Below are 26,567 nucleotides of genomic sequence, written 5' to 3'. Positions count from 1 at the left end.
TGCCGCTGCAACACATAAACTCGCCGCAAACATGACCTTAACTGGCTGTTTTGTTATAACGGCCGTAAAAAAAGTGTTGCATTTTTTAGCTATAATGCAGAATATGAAATTGCTGTTGTATCTCGCATGTCGTACATCACTGTGGAGAGAGCGGATGCAGAAGTCCTTTAGCGGACCATTAACCAAACGGCGTTTCAACCTGAAAACATGTGGAGAATCCTTCTCCTCTCCAACCTTCACTCCTTTTATTATCCAACCACAACTCTGTGCTTATAGTCCTTTACGGTGCATTGCAGCGTTATTTTGCCGTGCATCTGTTTTAACGGCCGTACAAGGCTTAAAGGAAGCCAAAACCTCTAAAGCGTTCACGTAATCGCGTCAGTGACATTGATGCGGGAAATGAAACCAACTGTAAGGTGCCACTATGGGAAGACAGAAAGCAGTGATCAAAGCGCGTCGTGAAGCAAAACGTGTGCTTCGTAGCGATTCACGCAGTCACCGTCAGCGTGAAGAAGAATCGGTCACCTCGCTGGTGCAAATGGGTGGGTTGGACTCGATTGGTATGGCACGCGACAGCCGTGACCATTCGCCTATTGAAGCCAGAAATGAAGCACAGGCGCACTATCTTACCGCCATAGAAAGCAAAAAATTGATCTTCGCCACCGGCGAAGCAGGCTGTGGTAAAACGTGGATAAGCGCCGCAAAAGCGGCAGAGGCCCTGATACACAAGGATGTTGACAGGATTATTGTCACGCGCCCGGTGCTGCAGGCAGATGAGGATTTGGGATTCCTGCCGGGGGATATCTCAGAAAAATTTGCCCCTTATTTCCGACCGGTATACGACGTTCTGGTTAAACGCCTTGGCTCTTCCTTTATGCAGTACTGCCTGCGTCCTGAAATCGGCAAGGTGGAAATTGCGCCGTTTGCCTATATGCGCGGCAGGACGTTTGAAAACGCTGTTGTGATCCTCGATGAGGCGCAGAATGTCACCGCTGCCCAGATGAAAATGTTCTTAACCCGCCTTGGCGAGAACGTCACGGTGATTGTTAATGGCGACATTACCCAGTGTGATTTGCCCGCCCACGTACAGTCCGGGCTTAGCGATGCGCTGGCACGCTTCAGTGAAGATGATATGGTAGGCGTGGTGCGTTTTACTCAACGTGACTGCGTCCGTTCTGAACTGTGCCAGCATGCCTTGCTGGCCTATGGTTAATTGACTGTCGTCACGGGGCTGATGTAACCCCGGCCAGTTGATAGCGAAAGCCCGGTCGTACCGGGCTTTCTTGCTGTTACTTATTCACGCCAAAACCCTGTTTGAGTATTGTCGGTTGCACCTGCGGGAAGTAAATATGCTGGTCATCGCTGGCGATATTGCTGCCCCCGTTTTCCCCGTCTTTACGGCCGGTTCGCCGCCAGCGGTCGTTCAGCAGCGGGTTGTAAGCTTCGATCACTTCTGACAGTACGCTGGTGTTTTAGCGCCCTCAATGACGAAAACCGACCAACGACATGCGCGGTTTTTCAACAGCGGGTGGGTCAATAGCGGGCGGGTCAATATAGCCTGGCACCCGGCCCGCTACCGGTAAGGTCAGTTCCGGCAGCTGCAACAATTCAATCATTGCTTGCGGTTCGCGGCAGATACCGCCAATCGGGACTATCTCCAAACCGTGCGAGCGAGCGGCGGTCATCAGTGCACCCAGCGCAATCCCGACATCGGTCGAGCCGCAGATCAGGCTTTCACTACTTCGATGGACAATCTGTTTTTACCCTCGGCGGCAATGCCCTGCTGGCTTTTAAACCTGTCCGGCACCGCGGTCATACCTACCGGGGCCTGGGCAATCCATGCCTGGCCACCCGCCAGTTCAGCAATGCGCGTGCGGGTTTCACATCGCGAACCACGACCAGCGAGACCTGTTGTGAATTTACCGATGTTGGCGCACGCCAGGCCGCTTCGATAACGTCATCCATCACCTCTTCAGGGACGGGTTTATCTGAATAGCTGCGGGTGCTGCGATGGCTTTTCAGCCGTTGGGTTATTTCATTCATCGGGCACCCGGCATTGTACGAATAAGTAGTGAAGTGGGGGGGGAAGACAATCAATATTTTGCAATAAACAATAGTCAGTTTGTGCTGCATATCGCCTTTTGCCTGGCGGAAGAGTCCAGGAGCGGTTGCTCAGTCACTTTCCCTAACCAGTCTGAATGATCAAACTGACCCTTTCTCTTTAAGGCGCAGCCTGCCGGACAGCAGTGCATTGTGACTTGCCACACTGACTCACAGGACCTATCGCAAAGCTGACATGCTTAGCGTCGATAATTTGTTGGTGACAATAAATTTAAACATAACGAAATGTAGCGAGAATGGCCTTTTGAGGCCGGTGTCGGGGGGAAAGGAAATGCTCCAGGTCGCCTGTACCAGCATATTGCCATCGACCTGTGAAGAGGGTGTTGATAGCGGGATCACTCGCTGATGACTCGTCTCATCCATAAGACTCACCCTTAGGGCCGACGCAAGCGTCGTTCGAAGCGCTCCCGGCGTTGTCCCTGTGCCCAACCCTGACGAGGGTTCTTCACTCCCTCTCTCATCCGGGAACAGGCATAAAAAAAGCCCGAACGTGAGTTCGGGCTTTCTCTTTTGAGATGGTGGTGAGAGAGGGGGATCACCGGGCACATCCCTGTGCCCGGCCCTACGGGCAGCCTGTGGCTGTGCAAAACGGCGGTCCTGCCGTTTTGTCGAACCCTGACGAGGGTTCTTCACTCCCTCTCTCATTCGGGAACAGGCATAAAAAAAGCCCGAACGTAAGTTCGGGCTTTCTCTTTTAATATGGTGGTGAGAGAGGGGGATCACCGGGCACATCCCTGTGCCCGGCCCTACGGGCAGCCTGTGGCTGTGCAAAACGGCGGTCCTGCCGTTTTGTCGAACCCTGACGAGGGTTCTTCACTCCCTCTCTCATCCGGGAACAGGCATAAAAAAAGCCCGAAAGTGAGTTCGGGCTTTCTCTTTTAATATGGTGGTGAGAGAGGGGTTCGAACCCTCGATACGTTGCCGTATACACACTTTCCAGGCGTGCTCCTTCAGCCACTCGGACACCTCACCTATTTTTCCGCCAACCACAGGGGATGACGGGGCGCTACTATAGGCAGTAGCAGCGAGTGGGTCAAGCAGTATTTTCCCCCGGGCTGGCGTTTGCGCAGCTCATAAGCAACCGGGAGATCTGGCGCTGGTTGTATCTCATTGCCATCTTTTTGTCATCGGCCTGTCGCGAAAATGAAACAGTTGTATCGCAGACTGGCCTCCTGAAATATTTCGCGAAATTTATTTATGGAGATCCTCTGTATGAAACACCAAGCCCTGGCACTGTCAATAATAAGTTCACTGATTTGTTCCTCTGCCGTTGCCGATATTGCTAGCTGGCATCGCGCAGCCCGGGGCGATATCACCCAGCCGGGTGGCGCTCGTCGTCTGGACATCGACCAAACCGCAGCGATTAAGGCCGCTCTGAGCAATAGCAGGGCGAAAAATGTCATTTTGCTGATCGGTGATGGCATGGGTGATTCTGAGATCACAGCGGCACGTAACTATGCCGAAGGGGCGGGCGGTTTCTTTAAAGGCATCGACGCACTGCCGCTCACGGGGCAGTACACCCACTATGCACTGGATAAGAAAACGCATAAGCCCGATTACGTCACCGATTCTGCAGCATCGGCCACCGCCTGGGCGACCGGGGTGAAATCCTACAATGGAGCCATCGGGGTTGATGTTACGGGTAAGGCTCATCCTACGCTGCTTGAACTGGCGAAGGGGGCTGGCAGGGCGACCGGCAATGTTTCTACTGCGGAGCTGGAGGACGCAACGCCGGCGGCGCAGATTGCCCATGTCACTTCACGTAAGTGTTATGGCCCGGTAGAAACCAGCGAACTGTGTTCAACCAATGCCCTTGAGAACGGCGGTAAGGGGTCGATAGCGGAACAGCTGTTGAATACACGCGCAGACGTCAATTTCGGCGGCGGTGGAAAAACCTTTGCGGAAACCGCGCGCGGCGGCGAATGGCAGGGTAAAACACTGCAAGCGCAGGCGAAGCTGCGTGGCTATCAGCTGGTCAGCGACCTCGACGGGATGAATTCGCTCAGTAGCGCCAGCAATGAGAAACCGGTACTGGGACTGTTTGCCGTCGGTAATATGCCGGTGCGCTGGAAAGGGCCTAAGGCCAGCTATCACGGTAATCTTGCCGCTAAACCGGTCACCTGTGAAGTCAACGCTGAACGTCCTGCCTCCACGCCAACTCTCGCGCAGATGACCGATAAAGCCATTACGTTACTGAGCAGCCATCCGCAAGGCTTCTTCCTGCAGGTTGAAGGTGCCTCTATTGATAAGCAGGATCACGCGGCGAATCCGTGTGGGCAGATCGGCGAAACGGTCGATTTGGATGAAGCAGTGCAAAAGGCGCTCCAATTCGCCCGCAAAGATGGTAATACATTGGTTATCGTCACCGCCGACCATGCCCACTCCAGCCAGATTATCGCTAACGACAGCAAGGCTCCGGGCCTGACGCAGACGCTGATCACCAAAGACGGCAGCCCGATGACCATCAGTTACGGTAACTCGGAAGAAGAGTCACAGGGGCATACCGGTAGCCAGCTGCGTATTGCTGCGTACGGTCCACATGCGGCGAATGTGGTGGGGCTGACTGACCAGACGGATCTGTTTTATACCATTAAGGCGGCGCTGGGAATGCATTAAGAGATAATTCCTACCGGGGAACAGGCATAAAAAAAAGCCCGAACGTGAGTTCGGGCTTTCTCTTTTAAGATGGTGGTGAGAGAGGGGGATCACCGGGCACATCCCTGTGCCCGGCCCTTCGGGCAGCCTGTGGCTGTGCAAAACGGCGGTCCTGCCGTTTTGTCGAACCCTGACGAGGGTTCTTCACTCCCTCTCTCATCCGGGAACAGGTATAAAAAAAAGCCCGAACGTGAGTTCGGGCTTTCTCTTTTAAGATGGTGGTGAGAGAGGGGTTCGAACCCTCGATACGTTGCCGTATACACACTTTCCAGGCGTGCTCCTTCAGCCACTCGGACACCTCACCAGTTTGTCGCCACAATCAAATTGCTGACGGGCGCTAATGTAAGTAAATCGTCTGCGGTGGTCAACTGTCATTGCAGGAAATGATGCGCGTTTAGTCACTTTTACAGCAGTTTGCTGTTTTAATCATCAACAGTGCAGTCTTTTCAAAGCGTTAACGCAAATAAAAAAGCCGCCCTTCGGCACCCACCTGAACCCGGCGCGTTCCTGATTAATCTGGCGCTCGCTGTGCATCGGGTTGAAGTCGATCTGCGGGCAGCGCGGGATGTCGTCAACCAGCCACGGTCGCCGATGGATCACGCATTCTGGTCGCCTAAAGAGATGGCTGTCAGCCCGTACAATGCGGCCGTCACTTTGCCCGGTGATGCGATGAACAATATCGCGCAGGCGCTATGCCTGAATGAAGACAGCATTATGCCATCAGGACCACAGGTTCTGACCGCTTAAACTTACAAGCAGAATGATGATTTGGAGGATTTGGCCACAACAATGGCTGCTTTGCTGCCTGTTTGCGCCCGCACGGTAAGATGGATTTTCCTGGAAATCACGTGTTAAATGTCAAGTCGCAACGGTTGGCCCCTGTTATTGGCCGGCAAAGCGTAAGGAAATAACTGAACAGCTTAATACGTGACATTGTCACATGCATCTCTGGAACCGAATTATATGAATGAGTTTTCCATCATCTGCCGTCTGCTTGGCTCGCTGTATAACCGTCCGCCGCAGGACGCGTTGCTGGCCCCACTGTTCACGCTGCTGCGTGAAGGCAAGCTCCAGCAGCACTGGCCGCTGGAGCAGGACGAACTGTTAACCCGCCTGCAACAAAACTGCGATCCTCAGCGACTGGCAGCCGATTACCAGGCGCTGTTTGTTGGCAGCGAATGCAAGGTACCGCCATACGGTTCGCAATGGGAAAATGGCCCACGGGAAGCCGAGGTGCGCGCCTTTCTGAATCAGCGCGGGATGCCGCTGACTGATGCGCCGACCGACCATATCGGCGCGCTGCTGCTGGCCTCCTCATGGCTTGAAGACCAGTCAGAAGCCGACGAGTCTCAGGCTCAGATCACGCTGTTTGACAACTATCTGCTCCCCTGGGCAGGCGCGTTTCTGGGTAAGGTGGAAGCGCATGCCGCCACCGACTTCTACCGCACGCTGGCGGCCATTAGCCGTGAAGCGATTCAGGCAATGCGCGACGAGCTGGCAGACGACGTTGCTGACGCAGAGGATATCTGAGCATCACTGGTGATTTCAACGGCGGCGGAGGCGCGCGTGCATGTTTAGATTGCGTAAATTGATCACCGCAATTGCCGTGCCGGCAATGACCAGCAGTGAACCAGCAACTTTGAAAAGGTTCATGCTGTCACCTAATACAAAAACACCCATCAGCACCGCCAGCACCGGGGTTAACAGCGAATAGGGCATGATCAGATTGACGTTATAGTGGTTCAGCAGGCTGTACCACAGTGAATAGGCGACTACGGACGAGGCGATGGCGCTGAAAAAAATGGCAAACCAGCCACGCCACGAAGCGTGCATCAGTAGCGTAAGCTGGTGTGATTCGTTCAGCCACGAGGCGCATCCTACCAGCGGAATAGCAAACAGAGAGAGCCAGGCGGTCAGGGTGAGCGGCGGGATCGACGGTGAGATTTTCACAATCAAGTTGCTGGTCGCCCAGCCGCAGGCGCTAAGTAACAGCAGCAGCAGCACTCCCCAACCTGGAATGGTCGGGCTGCCTGACAGCACCACTACGCCGCTCAGTGAGACCGCAATGCCCAGCAGTTGTACCAGCCGCAGTTTTTCTTTCAGCACCACCATCGCCAGCAGCATGGCAATCGGCGTGCCCAGTTGCACAATGACGGCTGCCGTGCCGGCATCGGTATAGTTCAGGCCAACAAACAGCAGGGCGAAGTGCAAAAAGCCAAAGGTGACCCCCAGGGCTGCCAGGTAAGGGATCTGCTGACGGGTCACGCGGGTAAAGGGCACCAGAATAAGTGCTACAACCACAAAGCGCAGGGTGATCAGTAGCAGGGGCGGCAGGTCGAGCAGCCCCCATTTAATCGCAATGTTATTGAATGCCCAGATGGACACCACCAATAAAATCAGTAAGAAATGACGCAAAGCCACTGCAAAATCCTCAGTAAAACAGAGTCGTTTGGTTAATTCTGGCACGAAATTGCATTGCCAGAGGGCCGGGCCGGCGTTTTTCAGCTATTGCCAGCTCTGTGTGGACAACCCCCGCAGCTGATACACAGTTTGAGTTGCGTAAGATGACTCATTTTACCTCTCGATGCGAATCGCGTTTACGATCACCGCCGTATGGCGTCACGTTTTTCAGCTGCCAATCCTGATTTCCTTTCGACAAGGTCACAGTTTCTTGCCTGGCTCACTGACATTCTCGTGCAGGTTGAATAGGTTAATTTAAGGTTAACTCATTGTTACCTGAAATCCATCCCCGGCGTTCAATACGCTACAGGAGAATAACCATGCGCTATGCCCGTCCAGGCAGTAACGATTCACTGATTATCCTCAAGCCAAAATATGGCAATTACATCAACGGGGAATTTGTTGCACCGGTTAACGGGGCCTATTTTACCAACATCTCGCCGGTAAATGGTTCGGCAATCGGTGAGTTCCCGCGTTCGGACAAAGATGATGTTGAGAAAGCGCTGGATGCCGCCCACGCTGCTGCCGACGCCTGGGGCAAAACCCCGGTGCAGGCGCGCTCGCTGGCGCTGCTGAAAATTGCCGACCGCATGGAACAAAATCTGCAACGGCTGGCGGTGAATGAAAGTTGGGACAATGGCAAGCCGGTGCGTGAAACCCTCGCCGCTGATTTGCCGCTTGCCGTAGATCATTTCCGTTATTTCGCCGGCTGCTTGCGCGCTCAGGAAGGCGCGGCTGCAGAGATCGATGAGTTCACCGCTGCCTACCACTTCCACGAGCCGCTGGGCGTGGTGGCGCAAATTATACCGTGGAACTTCCCGTTGCTGATGGCGGCATGGAAACTGGCACCGGCGCTGGCGGCCGGGAACTGCGTGGTGCTGAAACCGGCTGAACAGACGCCGCTGTCGATTACGCTGTTTGCTGAACTTGTCGCCGACCTGTTGCCAAAAGGCGTGCTGAACGTCATCCACGGTTTCGGGCGCGAAGCGGGAGAAGCGCTGGCTGCCAGCCCGCGTATCGCTAAAGTTGCCTTTACCGGCTCAACCACCACCGGCGGGCATGTTCTTGAACTGGCTGCAAAAAACCTGATCCCGTCTACCGTTGAGCTGGGGGGTAAATCACCGAACATCTTCTTCGCCGACGTTATGCAGGCCGAGCCATCCTTTATCGAAAAGGCAGCGGAGGGCGTTGTGCTGGGCTTCCTTAATCAGGGGGAAGTCTGTACCTGTCCCTCGCGCGCGCTGGTACAGGAGTCGATCTATCAGCCTTTTATGGCGGCGGTGCTGGAACGCATAAAAACCATCAAGCGCGGCGATCCGTTGGATACCGATACCATGGTCGGGGCGCAGGCTTCGCAGCAGCAGTTTGACAAAATCCTTGCCTATCTGGAGATCGCCCGACATGAGGGCGCGCAGGTGCTGACGGGGGGCGAAGTCGAAAAACTGTCGGGGGATTTATCCGCCGGTTATTACATCCAGCCTACCTTACTGAAGGGCAACAACCGCATGCGCGTGTTTCAGGAGGAGATATTCGGGCCGGTAGTGGGGGTAACCACCTTTAAAGATGAAGCGGAAGCAATTGCGCTGGCTAACGACTCGATCTATGGCCTGGGAGCGGGCGTCTGGACGCGCGATATCAACCGGGCGTACCGCGTCGGGCGGGCAATAAAAGCCGGGCGCGTCTGGATAAACTGTTACCACCTTTATCCGGCACATGCGGCGTTTGGTGGCTATAAAAAATCCGGCATCGGGCGTGAAACCCATAAAATGATGCTCGGTCACTATCAGCAGACCAAAAATCTGCTGGTCAGCTACAGCGTACAGCCGCTTGGTTTCTTCTGAAAACGGCGATTCGCGGGCCACAGGCAGTCCGGCCATCCTCGTATTTTCCTGTAGCGCTAAAATTGCTGATTTTTGCCGTTTATGACACGGGGGTTTTGGGTGGTACGGACATGTGCGCGCGACCTGTTACGCACAAAACAGCCTAGTCTGCCTCCGGTCGTGGCTGTTCCTTCACACAAGGAGTTGGTTATGTCCCTCCGTTCCTCTTCGTCATCGGTTGAGCCGCAGTCACGGCGACTGTGTGAAAGCCGCACGATTGATTATATCCCTGATGCCGAGCGCCACGGCCGGGTATTCAGCCAGTTCACCCTGTGGTTCGGCGGGAATTTACAGATTACCGCCATTGTTACCGGCGCGCTGGCGGTGGTGCCGGGGGGCGACGTGGTGTGGTCGCTGGCAGGGCTGCTGGTGGGGCAGCTGGTCGGGGCGGCGCTGATGGCGCTGCATGCTGTCCAGGGGCCGCGCCTTGGTTTGCCGCAGATGATCACCTGCCGGTCTCAGTTCGGCATTTACGGCGCCGCGATCCCGCTGGTGCTGGCATGCATCATGTACGTTGGCTTTTCCGCCAGCGGCACGGTGCTGGCCGGTCAGGCGCTGGCCCACCTGGTCAACGTCAGCGATCGTAGCGGGATGATGATATTTGCACTGATTATCATTGTGGTGGCCATGCCCGGTTACCGTCTTATCCACGCGCTGGGGAGAGTCGCCAGCGTGGTCGGGGTGCTGGCGTTTGTTTATCTGTTTGCCCGCCTGCTGCTGGAAAACGATCTCAGTGGGCTATGGGATAATCGCCATTTTTCACTGCCGATGTTTTTGCTGGCGGTGTCGCTCGCGTCCTCGTGGCAGATCGCCTTCTGCCCCTACGTGTCAGATTATTCGCGCTATTTGCCGCGCACGGTATCGGCGCACAGCACCTTTCTGGCGGTATTCTGCGGCAGCGTGCTGGGCGCGCAGGCATCAATGACGCTGGGAGTGATGGCGGCGGCGCTGGCCGGAAGTGCGTTCTCCGGTAATGAAGTGGGTTACATCGTTGGGCTGGGGTCCGGCGGAATGATGGCGCTGGTGCTCTATTTTGCCATCTGTTTTGGCAAGATAACCTTCACCACCCTGAACGCTTATGGCAGTTTTCTGTCACTGGCGACGATCGTGTGCGGCTTCCGCCAGCGTGCGGCGATCGGCGAAGGGATGCGGATGCTGTTTATTGTGCTGATGGTGCTGATATCCTGTGGCATTGCCATTTTAAGTCAGCCTTCATTTCTCAAGTCTTTCACCCATTTCCTGCTGTTCCTGCTGATTTTCTTTGTACCCTGGAGTGCGATTAACCTGACGGACTACTATTTTGTCAGCCGCGGGCAGCTGAACATGGCGGCGTTGAGCGATCCTGACGGCTGCTACGGCCGCTGGAACGCGGTGGGGATGAGTACCTACGCCTTGGGCGTGCTGGTTCAGCTGCCGTTTGCCGCTAACGAATTCTACCGCGGGGTGCTGGTGGGATGGTTTGCCGGCAATGATATTTCGTGGCTGATTGGCTGGGTATTTACCGCATTGTGCTGGCTTGTCGTTAGCCGTTGGCGCGGGGAAACGGTGGGCTGCTCCAGCCGGTAGCAGGCGCGAAACCTCGTGCCCGCTTCCACATCCATTCCTAAGCCTGTGAGCAGCGCAAGCGCCTGCCCCGTTGACGCATAGCGTGATAAGGACTGGACAGATAAATATCCCTTACTTTTATTGCCGATAGAGCGCTGGCAACCGGGAGCGGACGTTGTCATCGACGGTTTGATTTTTCACCGCTTTATCGCTATTTATTTTCGCAAGGTGGCTTTGTCAACAGGATTTGTCACTGTTTTTTGTGCTAACTGGCAACAGTTCCTCCAATATGTTTCTGGCCGCAGACCGCGGGAGCAGGGGGGGAAAGTGTAAATAAAATATCATGCGCCGGCGGGGACATCGCAGCAGCTATACGCAGAGAGTAGCGCTAACGCAACGTGATGAAGACTCAATTTCAGCCAATGTCAGAAATCAGTTTCCAGAAGCGTGTTACAACTCATCGCCTTTTGTTACCCCGAGACATCACTTTCCCTACAGATTAGTCCTGGTTGTTATCCGCGTTTTACTCTTGTTTAAATTGATTGGGAAGCTTTGAAGTTACCTTATTTACCATTGCTCACACACTTCTGTTAATTAACTTTGAATTAATTACTGCCGGTTAATCTGTTTCTTGTTTAATTTTCATTTAAATAATTAATTTCCTCAGGGGAGTAATATTTTATTTTTTCTTAACTGTTTGCTTATTGGCTGCGTATTAGGCGCATTCCTAAAAGATTTCATGATGATAATGCGCCGTTGATATTTTATTTTTTCTGGTGTTAATTAATTCGACTTCAGAAAAAGAGATAATAGTGATGGCAGAAAAACTTTTGTCAGTAATTATTCCTGCCTGTAACGTTGCGGGTTATATTATTGAATGTGTCGATTCTTTACTGGCAGAAATACCCGCACCGAATGAGCTGATCATTATTAATGATGGCTCAACCGACGATACGCTGCTACGCCTGGACGAGCATTACGCCCGGGAAAAGCGGGTACGTGTGGTCACTATCCCTAACGGGGGCGCGGGTGCAGCGCGCGATTACGGCGTCACGCTGGCCAATGGCCAGTTTATCTTCTTTTGTGATCCTGATGACGTGGTGTGTAAGGGGCTTTTCACTGAACTCAGTTGTACCATTCAACAATGGCCGGAACTGGAGCTGTTCTGTTTTAATTCACTGTGTTTTGCCGATGGCAATCCTCAACAAACCTGGAGAAAAGTAAAGCATCATCAGTTTGGTTTGTTGCCCGCCCTTGACGTGTTTCAAGGCCTGCTGCGCAATGGAACTTATACTTCAGCTACCTGGAATTATGTTATCAAAAAAGAAGTCATTGATAGATATAATTTGAAATATGTGCAACGCGTGCATGAAGATCATCTGTTCAGCCTCGGAGCCTTTATGCGCTGCGGCACCGCTTTTGTTAGCCGACATGTTTATTACAGGCAGCGTGTGCGCAGCGGATCTCTCACCAACAGCAGTAAAGATGAATCCTACTTTTTCCAGCGTTACCAGGCTTTCATCGCTGCCTGGGAGAAATTAGTCCGGCTAACCGATTGTGCTGAATTACGCTATCTCTATTTAATTCATTCATTCAGGCTTATGATCCACCTTTTTGTGGTCAGCAGTGAACCTATGCCAGATTATCTCCGGCATGCGATACTTTATTTCGGGAAAAATCTGAAACCTGCGCGGATTGTTGACTGGTTACTGTTAAGAAAACCGGAAATATACTTTAATCTGCTCAGGATCAAGCAGAGAACGCCAACCATAAAGAGATTTTTGCTAAAGGTCAGGGGCTAATGGCTAAAGTAATTGATAAAGGTTTATTGATAAATCTTCTCTCGCTGCTGGCTTATCGCGGGACATCATTTATCTTTCCTCTGGTGACCCTGCCTTATCTGGCCCGCACCCTTGGTGTGGAACATATGGGACTTCTGGCGCTGGGGCTTGCCTGCGTCGTGTATTGCAGCACCATCTCCGATTGGGGATTCAACATTTACACCACCAAGGATATTGCCCAGCATCGCCACGACAAATTGAAAGTAACACAGCTGTTCTGGTCAACCTTCAATGCAAAAATGATCCTGGGTACCTTAACGCTGGCGGTTGTGCTGCTGGCAACCTGGCTCAATCCGGCATGGCACAAGCTGTTTTTTATTGTGTTGGCTAATTCATCGGTGCTTTACGGACAGCTATTGTCTTTCGGCTGGCTGATGCAAGGGTTTGAAAAGCTGGGTAAGACCTCGATCATCTCTACCATCGGGCAGTTCTGTTCCATTCCACTCACTTTCCTGCTGGTACGATCGCCGGAAGACACCTGGCTGGCGGCGCTGATCCCTGGGGTGGTGGCGTTTATCTCGGCAATGATTACCCTTGCCCTGGTGGTGCAGATGCGGGTCATCGGCAGCTATCGCTTTGAAGCACGTGAGATTGTGCAACGCATCAGGGACAGCCTGCATGTGTTTCTGGCTATTTTCGGCGCCAACATGTTTAACAGCGTCAACGTGCTGATCCTTGCCGGTCTCACCAGTACTTATACGGTGGGGTTGTATAACGGGGCCGACCGTCTGAAAAAGGCGGCTAATTCAGTGCCAGAACAGATAGGTAACGCGTTTTTCCCACGAGTCAGTCATCTGTTTCACAAGGATCGCGCTATGGCGATTGCCGCCACGCGTAAAAGCATCTCTCTCTCATTTTTGATCAGCCTGTTTATCGTGGTGTTCACCTTCTTCTTTGCGGACTACGTGGTGCGCATCCTGCTGGGCGCAGCGTTTCATGATTCTGCCAATGTTCTGCGGGTGGCCGTCTGTGGCTTTATCTTTGGCAACGTTTGCTATCCTGCCGGATTGCAAATCCTTATCCCACACGGGCTGGCAAAGCAGCGTATGCATGTGATGTTTATCGTTGGGCTGATCAATATTCCCGTTTGCTGCCTGCTGGCCTGGCAGTTTGGCGCTATCGGCGCCGCCAGCTCTCTGGTGCTGTCAGAATTCCTGGTGTTCCTTGGCATTCTGCGCATTATGATCAGGCATGATCTGTTGAGAACCTATCTTGTCGGACTACCGCCGTTTAAGCAGCCCGGCAAGCAGCAGGGATAAGCGCGGGGTCATTTGCGGCTGCGGCGCGCCTGACGCCAGTTAAGTAGCGGCGTCACCGAAATGCCGTGCACCACCACGCTGGCGACGATCAGGGTGAAAGCCATATCGGCCATGCGCGTTGCCTCAGCGCCCGACAGCCCGTGGGTGTAAGCCCAGGCAATATAGTTAATACTGCCGATACCGCGGATGCCTAACCAGCCGATGGTGGCCCGCTGCAGGCCGGGGGTTTTCATGCCAGCCGTGGCAATCCATACCGACAGCGGGCGGATGACTGCAAACAGCAGCGCGGCCAAAAGCAGCCCATTCGGGTTCCAGTGCTGCGCGAGGGTGATACCCAGCACGATAATAATGGCGGCGGCGAACAGGCGCTCAATGGTGTCGCCAAAAGAGAGCGCATCGCTCACTACCAGCCCGGCGGAGCTGGCCGGATTGGTCCCTGCAAATGCATGTCGGGCGTTAGGATTGACCAGTTCCTCGGCCGGTGGATGCGGGTTACCTTGCTGATAGTCCTGGGAGGGAAAACGCCGCACCACGCCAATTTCGGCGCGTCGCAGTCCGACACCGGCCGCAAATGCCGCGAGGAAACCGGAAGCATCCAGCGCCTGAGCCGCCGCATAGCTAAGGGCGATCAGCGCCAGCGCGAGGAAGTCATTAGGTGCGACATCCTGCTGGGTATGACGCAGGTGCGTGGCATACTGTCCGATCAGGCGGCCGAGGACAAAACCAATCGCGCTGCCGCCGACTACCGCCCACAGCACATCAACCAGCGCCCAGTGGCTGAAAAAGGCCCAGGATATTTCGCCGCTACCGGTCAGCAGTGCCACCGCCAGCATCAACAGCGGCAGGGCGGTGCCGTCGTTCAAACCGGCTTCACTCGACAGCGAAACGCGCAGATTATCGCTATCACTGGCATTATTGACTGAAATCAGGCTGGCCAGCACCGGGTCGGTTGGCGCTACGATAGCGCCAAACGCCAGTGCCAGGGGCCAGGAAAACCCGGCCAGCAGATGCGCGGCCAGCGTGACGCCCGCCACCGTCAATAACATGGCGGGAAACGCCAGCCGCAGGCCCATGCGCCAGCCCGGATCGTTAAGCGGCAGCCTTAATTTCAGTCCGGTAATGAACAGCGACGCGGCCATAGCGATTTCGGTCAGGTTTTTCGCCAGCGAGGCATGCGCTGCAATATCAATGCGCAACAGATCCAGCACCCACGGCCCGCAAACAATACCGGCAAACAGGTAGAGGGCGAATCCCGTTACCGGTCCCCGGCTAATCCACCCTGATGCCAGAGAGATCAACAACAGTAAGCCACCTGTAGCGGCAGTCCAGCCTAAAAACTCCATCATCACTCCTGAGTCGGTTTTTTTTATCTGCTCAGTATGGACGGAATATTGGCAAAGGTTGCCGCCGTCTGCCATTTTTTCGCACAATCAGTAGCTATGCCGGGCGGCGCGCAGCCAGCGCCAGCGCTTCCAGCTGGGCGGTCAGGTGGTGACGGGTGCTTTCGTCGTTAATGGTGCCGCTCTCCACATCAATGCGGCTGCTGGCCTGTCCGATGAAAATTTCCGGCTTATTCAACACCCGGGCATTGAGAAACACCATGCTCTGGCGCAGATGATACTGGGCGCGCGCACCGCCAATCGCCCCCGGTGAGGCAGTCTGAATGGCGACCGGCTTATTAGCGAAAGGATTTTCCGCCAGACGTGACAGCCAGTCGATGGCGTTCTTCAGCGCGCCGGGCAGTGAATAGTTATATTCCGGCGTGACGATAATCACGCCGTCGGCGGCGGCAATCGCATTTCCCATCGCCAGCACCGCAGCCGGAAAACCTTTTGCCTCAATGTCAGCATTGTAATGGGGGAAGTCGGCAATGGACCCCAGAGCGCTGATTTCAATGCCTGCAGGGGCCAGCGCGGGCAGGCTGTTGGCTATCACGGCATTAAGCGAGGCCTGACGCAGGCTGCCCAACAGGGTGACAAACGTAAGTGATTTTTTTTCAGACATGATGGTTTCCATAAATTAACAGAAAGCAGGTAAGGTTAATAAAGCGCCATTTGTTGCCCTCTTTCAAGAGGAAACGTGTTGCAAGGCCGTCAGGTGACACATTCTGTGCCGCCAGCGGGGGCAGTTAATGCTGAAAGATTGTCATCGTGCGCCTTGGGGTATACTGTTAGCACACTATTTATTTCATCATCACCGGAGCCGATATCCGGTGGATGACCCGCTAAAAACGAGGTTGTTTTGTCCAGCTATTCTCCTATCCAGCGTCCACGACGCTTGCGCCAGTCCGCTTCTCTTCGCTCTCTGTTCCAGGAAAACAGCCTCAGCCTGAACGATCTGGCGCTGCCGATCTTTGTCGAAGAAGGGCTTGACGACTATAAGCCGATTGCTGCCATGCCGGGCGTGATGCGCATTCCGGAAAAGCGCCTGGCGTATGAGATTGAGCGTATTGCCAAAGCGGGCGTGCGGTCGGTGATGACCTTTGGTATTTCTCACCATACCGATGCTGACGGCAGCGATACCTGGAATGAGAACGGGCTGGTTGCGCGTATGTCACGTATTTGCAAAAAGACGGTGCCGGAAATGATAGTGATGTCCGATACCTGTTTTTGCGAGTACACCAGCCACGGCCACTGCGGCGTGCTGCATGAGCACGGCGTGGATAATGATGCCACGTTAAAAAACCTTGGCAGACAGGCGGTGGTGGCCGCCGCTGCAGGCGCTGATTTTATCGCGCCGTCGGCGGCGATGGACGGCCAGGTGGCGGCGATCCGCCACGCGCTGGATGCGGCTGGCTTTACCGATACTGCCATCATGTCCTATTCCACTAAGTTTGCCTCCTCCTTCTACGGCCCGTTCCGTGAAGCGGCTGGCACCTCGCTGAAAGGCGATCGCAAAACCTACCAGATGAACCCGATGAACCGCCGCGAAGCGATTCGCGAATCGCTGATTGACGAAGCGGAAGGGGCGGATGCGCTGATGGTTAAACCGGCGGGTGCCTATCTGGATATTCTGCGCGAAGTCCGTGATCGCACCCGGCTGCCGCTGGCGGCCTACCAGGTGAGCGGTGAGTACGCGATGATTAAATTCGGCGCGCAGGCGGGGGCCATCAGCGAACGCGAAGTGGTGCTGGAAAGCCTGGGGGCGATCAAACGCGCCGGTGCCGATATTATTTTCAGCTATTTTGCCCTCGATCTTGCCGAGAAAAATATTCTCTGACGGCTATAGCAGTCGGCTGAACGCACCATGCGGTTATCTTTCTGTTGCCCGGCATATCGCTATGCGTGACGGCTCAGAACAGGTGTCGTCCGGCAGGGGCATATAGCATCGGTGACATCGCCGCATCACTTCGCCACGGGAAGATCGGCATAGCGAGTGGTGTAAGCGGGGGAGAGCATCTCCCGCTTCATCTTCCAGGCCTTCTCTATCCCCTGGCCGGCAAACCAGACCTTGCCTTTACCCGAATGATTTAAGCTGTCGATGGTTTGCATCAGCGCGGCGCTGTTGGCCCATACGCGCTGTTCATCAAACAGGTTAAGCTGCGAAACCCCGTTACTGTAGAAATCTGCCAGCATGACGCCGGCTTTCATATAGCGGTGTCCGTCTATCCAGATACGTTCCAGCGATTCGGTTGCGGCACGAATAATGTCACGCGTATCATTTGACGGCGTCATCAACCGGGTTGACGCCTGGTTGCCGTAGTAAACTTCGTTGTCTGCGTGTGGGCTGGTGCGTACAAACACGCTGATAAAACGGCAGAACTGCCGCTCACCACGCAGCTTTTCTGCGGCTCGCTCGGCATAGGCGCAAACGGCCTGATGCACGTCTGAATATTGCGTCAGGCGGTTGCCAAACGAGCGACTACAGACGATCTGCTGCCTGGTCGGGGCAAACTCTTCCAGCGCCAGACAGGGTTCACCACGCAATTCACGCACGGTCCTTTCCAGCACGACGTTAAAATGTTTCCTGATCACCCACAGCGAGCTTTCTGCCAGATCGAGTGCGGTCTCAATGCCCATCAGATTGAGCTTTTTACTGATACGCCGCCCAACGCCCCAAACGTCTTCTACCGCCACCAGCGCCAGCAGTTTGCGCTGGCGGTCAATATGGGTTAAATCGACAACGCCGCCGGTAGCCGGCCATTTTTTCGCTGCATGATTGGCCAGCTTCGCCAGCGTCTTGGTTTGCGCAATGCCCACGCCAACCGTCAGCCCGGTATTTCTTAACACCTGATTGCGCATCTCATGACCGAAATCCGCAAGAGATACGCAGTGGCTGACGCCAGTCAGATTAACGAAGGCTTCATCAATGGAATATATCTCAATGGCGGGAGCGATATCGGTCAGCGTCTGCATAACCCGTTCACTGAGGTCGGCATAGAGCGCATAATTGGAACTGAATACATGGATCCGGGAGGGGTAGGTACTGTTTTTTATTTTAAAAAAGGGTTCCCCCATTTTTATGCCCAGTAATTTTGCCTCCGCAGATCGTGAAATCACGCAGCCATCGTTATTTGATACCACCACCACCGCTTCTCCCCGCAGATCGGGGCGAAAAACGGTTTCACAAGAGGTATAAAAGCTGTTCACATCAACCAGGGCAAACATGATTACTTATGCGCTTTCAGGGTAAAAGTGACCACGCCAAAGATTTCCAGCTCCTCTTCATTTCGGAATGAAATGGGCGAGTAGTGAGGGTTATGCGGCACCAGTTGCAGAAACGGATGGGTGCGCAGCTCCTTAACGGTAAACTCACCGGCGATGGCGGCCACCACGATATCGCCATGAACTGCGTTCAGCGAACGATCAACGATCAGCAAATCCCCATCGCCGATCCCTGCTTCGCACATCGAGTCACCGCTGACTTTAATAAAATAGGTGGCGCTTGGGTGCTTAATAGCGAGTTTATTCAGGTCGATGCGATCTTCCACGTAGTCCTGAGCAGGGCTGGGAAAACCACAGGGGACGCGCTCGGAGAACAACGGAAGTAGCAGGGAGCAATCAATGTCGAGCGGACGGATAAGCGGCATAACGGCAATTCCAATATAACTGTATTTATATACAGTATCAGCGATTAACCGGAACGATCAAGCCACCCGCCAGAGAATTTCAGGAAGCATTTGAACAGGCACGGAATTTAACTTTTTACAGCGGAGCAAAGCCTGACGCCGGGCCGCAGCTGGCGGGTTAATATCGCGCAATGCGCACGGTGATTACGATCGAGCTGATGGCAATCAGCACCAGGAACATACCTACGGCGATCATTGAGCTGAAGCTAAACTGTTCGAATAACAGCAGGCCAGCCATACCTCCGCTCAGAAAAGAAACAATGGTCACCAGATGAGTCACAAACTGCTGGCATGCGGCGGTCATCGGCTGTGAACGGTCGCGCTGGAACCAGGCGGTCAGTACGGAACCGAGCGCGATCCCCGCATCGGTCAGGGTGCCGGTAACGTGAGTGGAGCGCACGCGGCCGTTAGAGAGCTGGGTGGACGTGGCATTGTGGATCCCCATTAAAAAACCGAGGCAGACAATCGCCTCGCGGTTATTGCCGGCAGCATAAAAAAACGTTTCAAACGCCGACAGCAGCATCAACATCACACCTTCAGTCAGCAGAACGATACTGAATATCGTGCGCAGATGATGTTTGACGCCGTACATCACTATCAACCGCGACGTTACGCAGCCGATAACAAAAGCGGTAAGAATGGCCAGCAAAAACTTCAGATCCCTGATGTCGACGTTGGAGACCTCAGAGGATAATTGCGCAGCATTGCCGGACATATGCGATGGAAAAATACCGAATGCCCCCAGCGCCATGGCATTCAGCAAACCGGCGCTGGTGGCCAGTACCAGCGCCAGATACCGGTCTTCAGCGTGCGTCCTTTCACGTTTTCTTTTAATCATCATGCGCAGCATTATCGCCCCCCTTGGTGTTGAGGTTGGCGATCGGCCGGGCTGTTGCCAATTTTTAACACAATATAAGGTATCCAGACAGGTTGAGTGAAAATGTGGGAAACTAACACCAGTATCTCAGACTTGTCTGGAAAATGGCTGTTTTTTGCTTAAAAAGCGCGAAAAAAACCTGTTAGTCCGGTTACTGGCGCTACGCATCATGTATTTGGCCGCTGTGCAGAGCTGTCCCGCTGTTACCCGCAGGTGATGAAACAGGTTAGAGGGGCACAAGGCGAGCCACTGTAACGCCTTGAAAGAGTTGATTTTAAAGAAGCAGGCCTTGTGAAGCAGCCCCGGCCGGCCGGCTGATATCCAACACGGTTCACCAGCCGGCAGGGTAGCGTTTATTAAAAAACTGTTATACTGGTCCGTCAGTGCAGATAGTATCAGCCTGCTGAAATTGCCGGTCAGCATCGTTGAATCAAAAGTAGAAAAGCTGAATTAGCCTGAACTGCATTATCTTTTTTATCATAGGGTTATTTTGCATTTTTTGGTGTTATCTGGAAATTATCCTATAATAAGCTGCGATGTTGTCCGCACTTAAGGGGTTGACATGGTGAGAAAAACCACGACCCTCTCATCGTCGTCTGACGGCAGGCGTTTCTCTCTGTTTTACTGGTCAGAACACGCGGTTCCCCCTCATTGCCTACAGCATCTTTCTTAACTCTTTATCCAGGAGGAAGATGTGCCGACACCAACAGATCCCGTTCCCTCGTTACAGGCCGCAACAGCCTATGCCTTTTTCTTTGATGTGGATGGCACTCTGGCAGCGATTCAGTCGCGCCCGGATGAGGTATCAATACCTGCTTCTGCGCTGGATGATTTGCAATGGCTGGCGCAGCATTGTGACGGGGCTGTCGCCTTGATATCCGGCCGCCCGATCGTCGAACTGGACGCTCTGGCGGCACCGCTGGTTCTGCCGCTGGCCGGCGTACACGGTGCCGAACGCCGTGATGCTGACGGCAAGATGACCCGTGTGGCGCTTGACCCACATACAGTCAGTACATTGCAGCGGGAGCTGGAACAGGCCATCGCCTCGCTGCCGGGCACCATGCTGGAAACGAAGGGAGTCGCATTTGCTTTGCATTATCGACAGGCACCGCAGAATCAGCAGCAGATAGAGCAGCTGGCCGCCGCAATGGTGGCGCGTTTTCCCGAGCTGGCTCAGCAGCCGGGCAAATGTGTGGTGGAACTGAAGCCGCAGGATGTGAACAAAGGCGCCGCCATTAACCAATTTATGCAACTGCCCCCGTTTGCCTGTCGCGTACCGGTCTTCCTCGGGGATGATTTGACCGATGAAGCCGGTTTTAAGGCGGTCAATGCCATCGGGGGCATCTCTGTTAAAGTCGGTGCCGGTTCCAGTGAAGCGCGGGGACATCTGGCCGATGTTAACGCGGTTTATCGCTGGCTGGCTCAGACTCGAAAACAACTGGATAACGGCGCAAAAGCGTCGCTAAGGAGTCAAGGTTATGAGTCGCTTAGTAGTCGTATCTAACCGTATCGCCATTCCTGATGGCAGTAAGGCCAGTGCCGGGGGCCTGACCGTAGGCATCGTTGACGCGCTAAAAACAACCGGCGGCGTATGGTATGGCTGGAACGGTGAGATAAATGAAATTGGTGAAGATGACGATGAAGTCAACATTCTGGAGCAGGGCGGTATTACCTATGCCTCTTTTGGCCTGAATCAGAACGACTATGATCTTTACTACCTGCAGTTTTCTAATGCCGTACTTTGGCCAGCGTTTCATTACCGCCTCGACCTGGTCAACTTCCAACGTGAAGCGTGGGAAGGGTACCACCGCGTGAATTCGCTGCTGGCTCAGCGCTTGCAGCCGTTGCTTAAACAGGATGATATCCTGTGGATCCACGATTATCATCTGCTACCGTTTGCTGCTGAACTGCGCAAGCGGGGCGTCACCAACCGTATTGGTTTTTTCCTGCACATTCCCTTTCCCACCCCGGAAATCTTCACTGCGCTACCGCCCCATGCCGAGCTGTTGCAGATGATGTGCGAATACGATTTGTTGGGCTTCCAGACGGAAAGTGACCGCGTGGCGTTTATCGAATGCGTATCGTCACTGACCCCGCTGCAAAGCGATGGCAAACAGCATCGGGCTTTTGACCATGCCTTTGCCACTGAGGTCTATCCGATTGGCATTGAACCCGACAGTATTAAAGAAATGGCCGAAGGCCCGCTACCGCCGAAAATGGTGGCAATGAAGAGAGATCTTGGTGACGCACAGAATATTATCGCCTGTGAACGGCTGGATTACTCCAAAGGGTTACCGGAGCGCTTCCTTGCCTATGAGGCGCTGCTGGAGCATTATCCGCAGCATCACGGCAAAATCCGCTATTCGCAGATTGCCCCCACCTCGCGTGGCGATGTTCAGGCTTACCAGGACATCCGTCACCAGCTGGAAACTGAAGCGGGGCGAATTAACGGTAAATATGGCACCTTAGGCTGGACCCCGCTCTACTATCTCAATCAGCATTTTGATCGCAGGCTGTTAATGAAAATCTTCCGTCTGACCGACATCGGGCTGGTGACGCCATTGCGTGACGGGATGAACCTGGTGGCAAAAGAGTATGTTGCTGCTCAGGATCCAGACAATCCGGGGGTCCTGGTGCTTTCGCGCTTTGCCGGAGCAGCAAATGAGCTGACCTCCGCTCTGATTGTCAACCCGTACGACCGTGATGACGTGGCTGCGGCTCTGCATCGCGCCTTAACGATGCCGCGCACTGAGCGCATCGCACGCTATAACGACATGATGGCGGTTCTGCGCCAAAACGATATTACTCACTGGCGTGAGAGTTATCTGCAAGATCTGCGCTCAGTGACACCGTCACGTGCATTGGCTGATAATCACAAGCTTGCAAGCCATCTGTCAAAACTTGCCTGACCGAAGGGTAGGGCCTGATATCAGGTCCACCCTTATATGTAATCCCCCCTGTTTCCCCTGACTCTCCCTTCACCAGCCGGTGAAGGTTGACATCGTCTTACGCTTTGCCCGCGGCAGGCGGCGATAAAATGTGCAGCAAAGCATAAAGTTTGCACAAAAAAGGCATTTCGCTAAAGGTTCCCACGTTGTTGCCGATGCTAATATCACGGAACCGAATGGTTTTGCCTAAAACATTCACATCACTTATGTAACACTCGTTTACAGCTGTTGTTATTCATTAAACGAACGGTGTTACCTGCTTACAAAACGTTATCATTTCCTGTTGAAATTCTGAGATGCATCACACTTTTGCCACGGGTTTTAGAACAATTACCCACCGTGAGTGATTAATTCATAAGTGCTGCAAACCAGCTAAAAAGCAGTATGTTGTGTGCAAGATATCAATATAGTTAGTTTTTTATTTTGATAAATTAATTTTATGTGGTTTTTTATTTTAATAAAAATGCCTGATGATATAAAGTGACCGGTCATATTTATTTACAAGGCTGAAATTTCCCAAAAAAGCATTAATGATTAGTTAGTGAGCTAATCAACAGCATTTCTGATAGGTTTTTAAGAAAAATTTGTCGATAAAGTGTGATCTGCATCACACTTTATCTAAAATTGGGGTTGCCTCTCGTTGTATGTCTAAATCAGAGGGGATAGAGTTGCCTTGCTTTAGGAATAGTCCTGGTAGAGTGCAACAAGAAGTCATAAAGGAAGAAGTCAGGGAAGAAGAGGCTCAGGAATAGCCGCTGGCAAAACGAGTCTATAATTATCTCTGGCTTAGTTTCTCGAACTAAGAAATAAGCCAGCTTTAGCTCATCTTTGGCTCCTGCCACTAAATATTTTGCCATCTTTAGATCTACCAACCAGCAACCAGGTAGCGGTATCCACCGCGCACGTTAAAAGCAGTGCTAGTCAGGATGGAAAAATGGGTACATCAGAATTACTCAAACAAATTTACGACATCAATTTGTCTTACTTATTGCTTGCACAACGAATAATTAATCAGGAAAAAGTATCGGCGATGTTTCGCCTGGGTATTGACGAAGCTATGGCTGACGCCCTGGCGAGGCTGACATTGCCAGAAATGGTTAAGCTTGCCGAGACTAACCAACTGGTTTGTCAGTTCCGCTTCGACGACCACCAGTCAATCAGTCGCTTAACCAGGGAGTCACGGGTGGAAGACTTGCAGCAAATCCATACCGGTATCCTGCTATCCAGTCGTTTGTTACGTAACGTGACGAAAGAACAAGAGACGCCGAAAAAAAGGGCAGCCAGCTAATGGGCGAAAAAAGCATTGTTCAGGAAGCTCGTGATATTCAACTGGCAATAGAGTTGATCACTCTGGGCGCTCGCCTGCAAATGTTAGAGAGTGAAACTCAGTTAAGCCGTGGCCGCTTAATTAAGTTATATAAGGAGCTGCGCGGTAGCCCGCCGCCAAAAGGCATGTTGCCATTTTCCACCGACTGGTTTATGACCTGGGAGCAGAACATTCATGCTTCCATGTTCTGTAATGCCTGGCAATTTATGGTGAAAAGCGGGCTATGTCACGGCGTTGAGGCGGTGATCAAAGCCTACCGACTCTATCTTGAACAGTGCCCGCAACAGGATGATGGCCCGCTACTGGCGCTGACACGCGCCTGGACCCTGGTGCGGTTTGTCGAAAGCGGCATGCTGGAATTAACCGATTGCAAATGCTGTGGAGGAAGTTTTATCAGTCACGCACATCAACCGCGTGGAAGCTTTGCCTGCAGCCTTTGCCAGCCACCCTCCAGGGCGGTAAAAAGACGTAAACTTTCGCCTGAAACTGTCGATAACAACTCACAACTGCTGGATGAACAGGTTAAACAAGCTGTTTAATCGCGTCTGCCACACGGAGTGAATCCAGCAGCGGTCTTTGACCGCTGCTTTTTTTTGCCCCGTGACTGGCGCACAGATCTGCCTGACTTCTGGCTCTCCTCTCACCCACACGTTTTGCAGCGTAAGGATTTATCTTGCTGATTATATTGGGTTATATAATTGTTCTTGGCTCGGTGTTAGGCGGCTACTTAATGGTAGGTGGCCACCTGGGCGCACTTTATCAACCTTCGGAGGTGCTGATTATTGTCGGTGCCGGCGTCGGAGCCTTTATTGTCGGTAATAACGGCAAAGCCATTAAAGCAACGTTGAAGTCACTGCCGCTACTGATGCGGGGATCAAAATATAACAAAGCCGTGTATATGGACCTGATGGCGCTGCTGTATCGCCTGATGGCTAAATCGCGCCAGCAGGGCATGCTGTCACTGGAGCGTGATATCGATAATCCACAGGAAAGTGAAATTTTCGCTAATTACCCACGCATCCTTGCCGATAAAAGACTGGTCGACTTTATTAGCGATTATTTACGCCTGATGGTCAGCGGTAATATGAATGCCTTTGAAATCGAAGCATTGATGGATGAAGAGATCGAAACCTACGAGCACGAGTGCGAAGTTCCGGCTATCGCGCTGGGCACCATGGGCGATTCTCTCCCGGCATTTGGTATCGTCGCCGCGGTAATGGGCATTATCCACACGCTTGCCGCCGCCGACCGACCGGCCGCCGAGCTTGGTGCGCTGATCGCGAATGCGATGGTAGGAACCTTCCTGGGTATTCTGTTGGCTTACGGTTTTATCTCTCCGCTGTCGGGCGTGCTGCGCCAGAAATGTGCAGAGAACACCAAGATGATGCAATGCATTAAGGTCACGCTGCTATCCAGCCTGAACGGTTATGCCCCGCAGATTGCGGTGGAATTTGGCCGTAAGACGCTGTATTCCACCGAACGCCCTTCATTTATCGAACTGGAAGAGCATGTACGCAATGCGAAATCGCCACAACAGACATCGGAACAGGACGCATGAAGCATAACGGCCGCCCCATTGTGCTGGTAAAGCGGAAAAAGTCGCATAAGCATGTCGGCTCGCACGGCTCATGGAAAATTGCCTACGCCGACTTTATGACGGCAATGATGGCCTTTTTTTTGGTGATGTGGCTGATTTCCATCTCCAGCCCTCAACAATTGGTGCAGATTGCCGATTACTTCAAAACGCCGCTAAAGGTGGCGTTAACCGGGGGACAGCGCAGCAGCGATAGCAGTAGCCCGATCCCTGGCGGGGGACTGGATCCGACAGAGAAGATCGGTGAAGTACATAAAGTGGCCGATTTGGATAAGCAAAAAAGTAAGCTGGATGAGATACGTCTTAACCGACTGCGTGAAAATCTGGACCAGCTGATTGAAGCGGATCCACGATTGCGCGCCTTGCGTCCGCACCTGATTATTAACATGGTGCAAGAAGGGCTACGCATTCAGATCATTGACAGTCAGAACCGCCCGATGTTTAAAACCGGCAGCGCTGAAGTGGAATCGTATATGCGCGATATTTTACGCGCCATTGCACCGATTCTGAATCAGATCCCTAACCGTCTTAGCCTCGCCGGCCATACTGATGACTTCCCGTACGCCGGTGGGGAACGTGGTTACAGTAACTGGGAACTTTCGGCGAACCGCGCTAACGCTTCACGCCGTGAACTGGTTGCCGGGGGGCTGAACAGTGGCAAGATGCTGCGGGTGGTGGGGATGTCTGACACCATGAAATTAAAGAACCGCGGTGCTAACGATGCGGTTAACCGACGTATCAGTCTGCTGGTTTTAAACCATGACACCGAAGCGCAGATAGAACGGGAAAATGCTGAGAGTGATGCGACAGAAATTAAAGATACTAATGGTTTTAAAGAGATAGCGGCACCGGAAGTTCCTTCCGTTACCAGTAAAAAACAAGACCCTCAACTCTCACAGGCTGAGCCTGCTGGTGCCAGCGCGGCAGTAACGTCGTTACCTGCTGCAACGGCTCCGTCAGCCCAGACCGAGCGCGACTCACAGCCGAGGTAA

The 26,567-nt window shown here is 53.2% G+C and carries 21 protein-coding genes, 2 tRNA genes and 1 pseudogene; 15 read left to right on the top strand and 9 right to left on the bottom strand.

Annotated features, from left to right (window positions below; translation table 11 throughout):
* Positions 1 to 424: 424 nt before the first annotated feature.
* Positions 425 to 1,213, top strand: a complete 789-nt coding sequence (gene phoH, locus JGC47_RS10110; protein WP_004158085.1) for a phosphate starvation-inducible protein PhoH — start codon at positions 425 to 427, stop codon at positions 1,211 to 1,213.
* A 76-nt stretch (positions 1,214 to 1,289) separates the two neighbouring features.
* On the opposite strand, the pseudogene JGC47_RS17635 reads toward phoH, so the two are convergent.
* A pseudogene (locus JGC47_RS17635) lies at positions 1,290 to 2,043 on the bottom strand (nitroreductase family protein).
* 962 nt (positions 2,044 to 3,005) lie between these two features.
* Positions 3,006 to 3,093, bottom strand: a tRNA-Ser gene (locus JGC47_RS10090).
* A gap of 240 nt (positions 3,094 to 3,333) precedes the next feature.
* Between JGC47_RS10090 and phoA the strand changes: the two genes are divergently transcribed.
* Positions 3,334 to 4,737 (top strand): alkaline phosphatase, encoded by a 1,404-nt coding sequence (gene phoA / locus JGC47_RS10085; RefSeq protein ID WP_004158079.1) that lies wholly within the window; start codon positions 3,334 to 3,336, stop codon positions 4,735 to 4,737.
* Between the two features lie 255 nt (positions 4,738 to 4,992).
* Here phoA and JGC47_RS10080 read toward each other — a convergent pair.
* Positions 4,993 to 5,080, bottom strand: a tRNA-Ser gene (locus JGC47_RS10080).
* A 224-nt stretch (positions 5,081 to 5,304) separates the two neighbouring features.
* Here JGC47_RS10080 and JGC47_RS10075 point away from each other — a divergent pair.
* Entirely contained in the window at positions 5,305 to 5,523 is a 219-nt protein-coding gene (locus JGC47_RS10075) for a hypothetical protein (RefSeq protein ID WP_162010772.1), read from the top strand.
* Positions 5,524 to 5,739: 216 nt separating this feature from the next.
* On the top strand, positions 5,740 to 6,306 hold the full coding sequence (locus JGC47_RS10070) for a TorD/DmsD family molecular chaperone (protein WP_004158076.1): 567 nt from the start codon (positions 5,740 to 5,742) through the stop codon (positions 6,304 to 6,306).
* A gap of 15 nt (positions 6,307 to 6,321) precedes the next feature.
* Here JGC47_RS10070 and JGC47_RS10065 read toward each other — a convergent pair whose 3' ends face one another.
* Positions 6,322 to 7,197 (bottom strand): DMT family transporter, encoded by an 876-nt coding sequence (locus JGC47_RS10065; protein ID WP_004158074.1) that lies wholly within the window; start codon positions 7,195 to 7,197, stop codon positions 6,322 to 6,324.
* 359 nt (positions 7,198 to 7,556) lie between these two features.
* Between JGC47_RS10065 and exaC the strand changes: the two genes are divergently transcribed.
* The 4 genes from exaC (at position 7,557) to JGC47_RS10045 (ending at position 13,761) form a co-directional block, all read left to right on the top strand.
* Complete coding sequence (gene exaC / locus JGC47_RS10060; protein WP_004158072.1) at positions 7,557 to 9,077, top strand: acetaldehyde dehydrogenase ExaC; 1,521 nt, start codon at positions 7,557 to 7,559, stop codon at positions 9,075 to 9,077.
* A gap of 189 nt (positions 9,078 to 9,266) precedes the next feature.
* Entirely contained in the window at positions 9,267 to 10,682 is a 1,416-nt protein-coding gene (locus tag JGC47_RS10055) for a purine-cytosine permease family protein (RefSeq protein ID WP_004158071.1), read from the top strand.
* A gap of 794 nt (positions 10,683 to 11,476) precedes the next feature.
* A complete protein-coding gene (locus tag JGC47_RS10050; RefSeq protein ID WP_004158070.1) occupies positions 11,477 to 12,463 on the top strand; it encodes a glycosyltransferase family 2 protein in 987 nt (328 codons plus the stop codon).
* Positions 12,463 to 13,761, top strand: coding sequence for a flippase (locus tag JGC47_RS10045; protein WP_004158069.1), 1,299 nt, complete (start codon positions 12,463 to 12,465; stop codon positions 13,759 to 13,761). The genes JGC47_RS10050 and JGC47_RS10045 overlap by 1 nt, the downstream gene beginning before the upstream one ends.
* An 8-nt stretch (positions 13,762 to 13,769) precedes the next feature.
* Here JGC47_RS10045 and JGC47_RS10040 read toward each other — a convergent pair whose 3' ends face one another.
* Together JGC47_RS10040 and JGC47_RS10035 are read right to left on the bottom strand one after the other, a co-directional pair.
* Positions 13,770 to 15,104 carry a cation:proton antiporter gene (locus tag JGC47_RS10040; RefSeq protein ID WP_004158068.1) on the bottom strand — a complete coding sequence of 445 codons (1,335 nt, stop codon included), beginning with the start codon at positions 15,102 to 15,104 and terminating at the stop codon, positions 13,770 to 13,772.
* A 94-nt stretch (positions 15,105 to 15,198) separates the two neighbouring features.
* Positions 15,199 to 15,777, bottom strand: coding sequence for an NADPH-dependent FMN reductase (locus tag JGC47_RS10035; RefSeq protein ID WP_004158067.1), 579 nt, complete (start codon positions 15,775 to 15,777; stop codon positions 15,199 to 15,201).
* A gap of 225 nt (positions 15,778 to 16,002) precedes the next feature.
* On the opposite strand from JGC47_RS10035, the gene hemB reads away from it, so the two are divergent.
* The gene (gene hemB / locus JGC47_RS10030) at positions 16,003 to 16,980 is read left to right on the top strand and encodes a porphobilinogen synthase (RefSeq protein WP_004158065.1); all 978 of its coding nucleotides are present in this window, start codon (positions 16,003 to 16,005) and stop codon (positions 16,978 to 16,980) included.
* 125 nt (positions 16,981 to 17,105) lie between these two features.
* On the opposite strand, the gene umuC is transcribed toward hemB, so the two are convergent.
* From umuC to JGC47_RS10015, 3 genes are all read right to left on the bottom strand, one after another.
* Positions 17,106 to 18,368, bottom strand: a complete 1,263-nt coding sequence (gene umuC / locus JGC47_RS10025; protein ID WP_004158064.1) for a translesion error-prone DNA polymerase V subunit UmuC — start codon at positions 18,366 to 18,368, stop codon at positions 17,106 to 17,108.
* Between the two features lie 2 nt (positions 18,369 to 18,370).
* The gene (gene umuD / locus JGC47_RS10020; RefSeq protein ID WP_004158062.1) at positions 18,371 to 18,790 is read right to left on the bottom strand and encodes a translesion error-prone DNA polymerase V autoproteolytic subunit; all 420 of its coding nucleotides are present in this window, start codon (positions 18,788 to 18,790) and stop codon (positions 18,371 to 18,373) included.
* Positions 18,791 to 18,947: 157 nt separating this feature from the next.
* Positions 18,948 to 19,679 (bottom strand): YoaK family protein, encoded by a 732-nt coding sequence (locus JGC47_RS10015; protein WP_004158061.1) that lies wholly within the window; start codon positions 19,677 to 19,679, stop codon positions 18,948 to 18,950.
* 721 nt (positions 19,680 to 20,400) lie between these two features.
* On the opposite strand from JGC47_RS10015, the gene otsB reads away from it, so the two are divergent.
* The 6 genes from otsB (at position 20,401) to motB (ending at position 26,567) form a co-directional block, all read left to right on the top strand.
* The gene (gene otsB, locus JGC47_RS10010; RefSeq protein ID WP_004158058.1) at positions 20,401 to 21,210 is read left to right on the top strand and encodes a trehalose-phosphatase; all 810 of its coding nucleotides are present in this window, start codon (positions 20,401 to 20,403) and stop codon (positions 21,208 to 21,210) included.
* Positions 21,185 to 22,615: an alpha,alpha-trehalose-phosphate synthase gene (gene otsA / locus JGC47_RS10005; RefSeq protein ID WP_004158056.1), complete on the top strand. Its 1,431-nt coding sequence runs from the start codon at positions 21,185 to 21,187 to the stop codon at positions 22,613 to 22,615. The genes otsB and otsA overlap by 26 nt, the downstream gene beginning before the upstream one ends.
* A 973-nt stretch (positions 22,616 to 23,588) precedes the next feature.
* Positions 23,589 to 23,942: a flagellar transcriptional regulator FlhD gene (gene flhD, locus JGC47_RS10000; protein ID WP_004158054.1), complete on the top strand. Its 354-nt coding sequence runs from the start codon at positions 23,589 to 23,591 to the stop codon at positions 23,940 to 23,942.
* Positions 23,942 to 24,520, top strand: coding sequence for a flagellar transcriptional regulator FlhC (gene flhC, locus JGC47_RS09995; protein WP_004158052.1), 579 nt, complete (start codon positions 23,942 to 23,944; stop codon positions 24,518 to 24,520). The genes flhD and flhC overlap by 1 nt, the downstream gene beginning before the upstream one ends.
* A gap of 134 nt (positions 24,521 to 24,654) precedes the next feature.
* Complete coding sequence (gene motA / locus JGC47_RS09990; RefSeq protein WP_004158046.1) at positions 24,655 to 25,539, top strand: flagellar motor stator protein MotA; 885 nt, start codon at positions 24,655 to 24,657, stop codon at positions 25,537 to 25,539.
* Positions 25,536 to 26,567 (top strand): flagellar motor protein MotB, encoded by a 1,032-nt coding sequence (gene motB / locus JGC47_RS09985; RefSeq protein ID WP_004158043.1) that lies wholly within the window; start codon positions 25,536 to 25,538, stop codon positions 26,565 to 26,567. The genes motA and motB overlap by 4 nt, the downstream gene beginning before the upstream one ends.

The sequence above is a fragment of the Erwinia amylovora genome (assembly GCF_017161565.1).
Taxonomy (GTDB): domain Bacteria; phylum Pseudomonadota; class Gammaproteobacteria; order Enterobacterales; family Enterobacteriaceae; genus Erwinia; species Erwinia amylovora.
The sequence above is the reverse complement of the archived record's forward strand: the minus strand, read 5'-3'. Positions and strand labels throughout refer to the sequence as shown.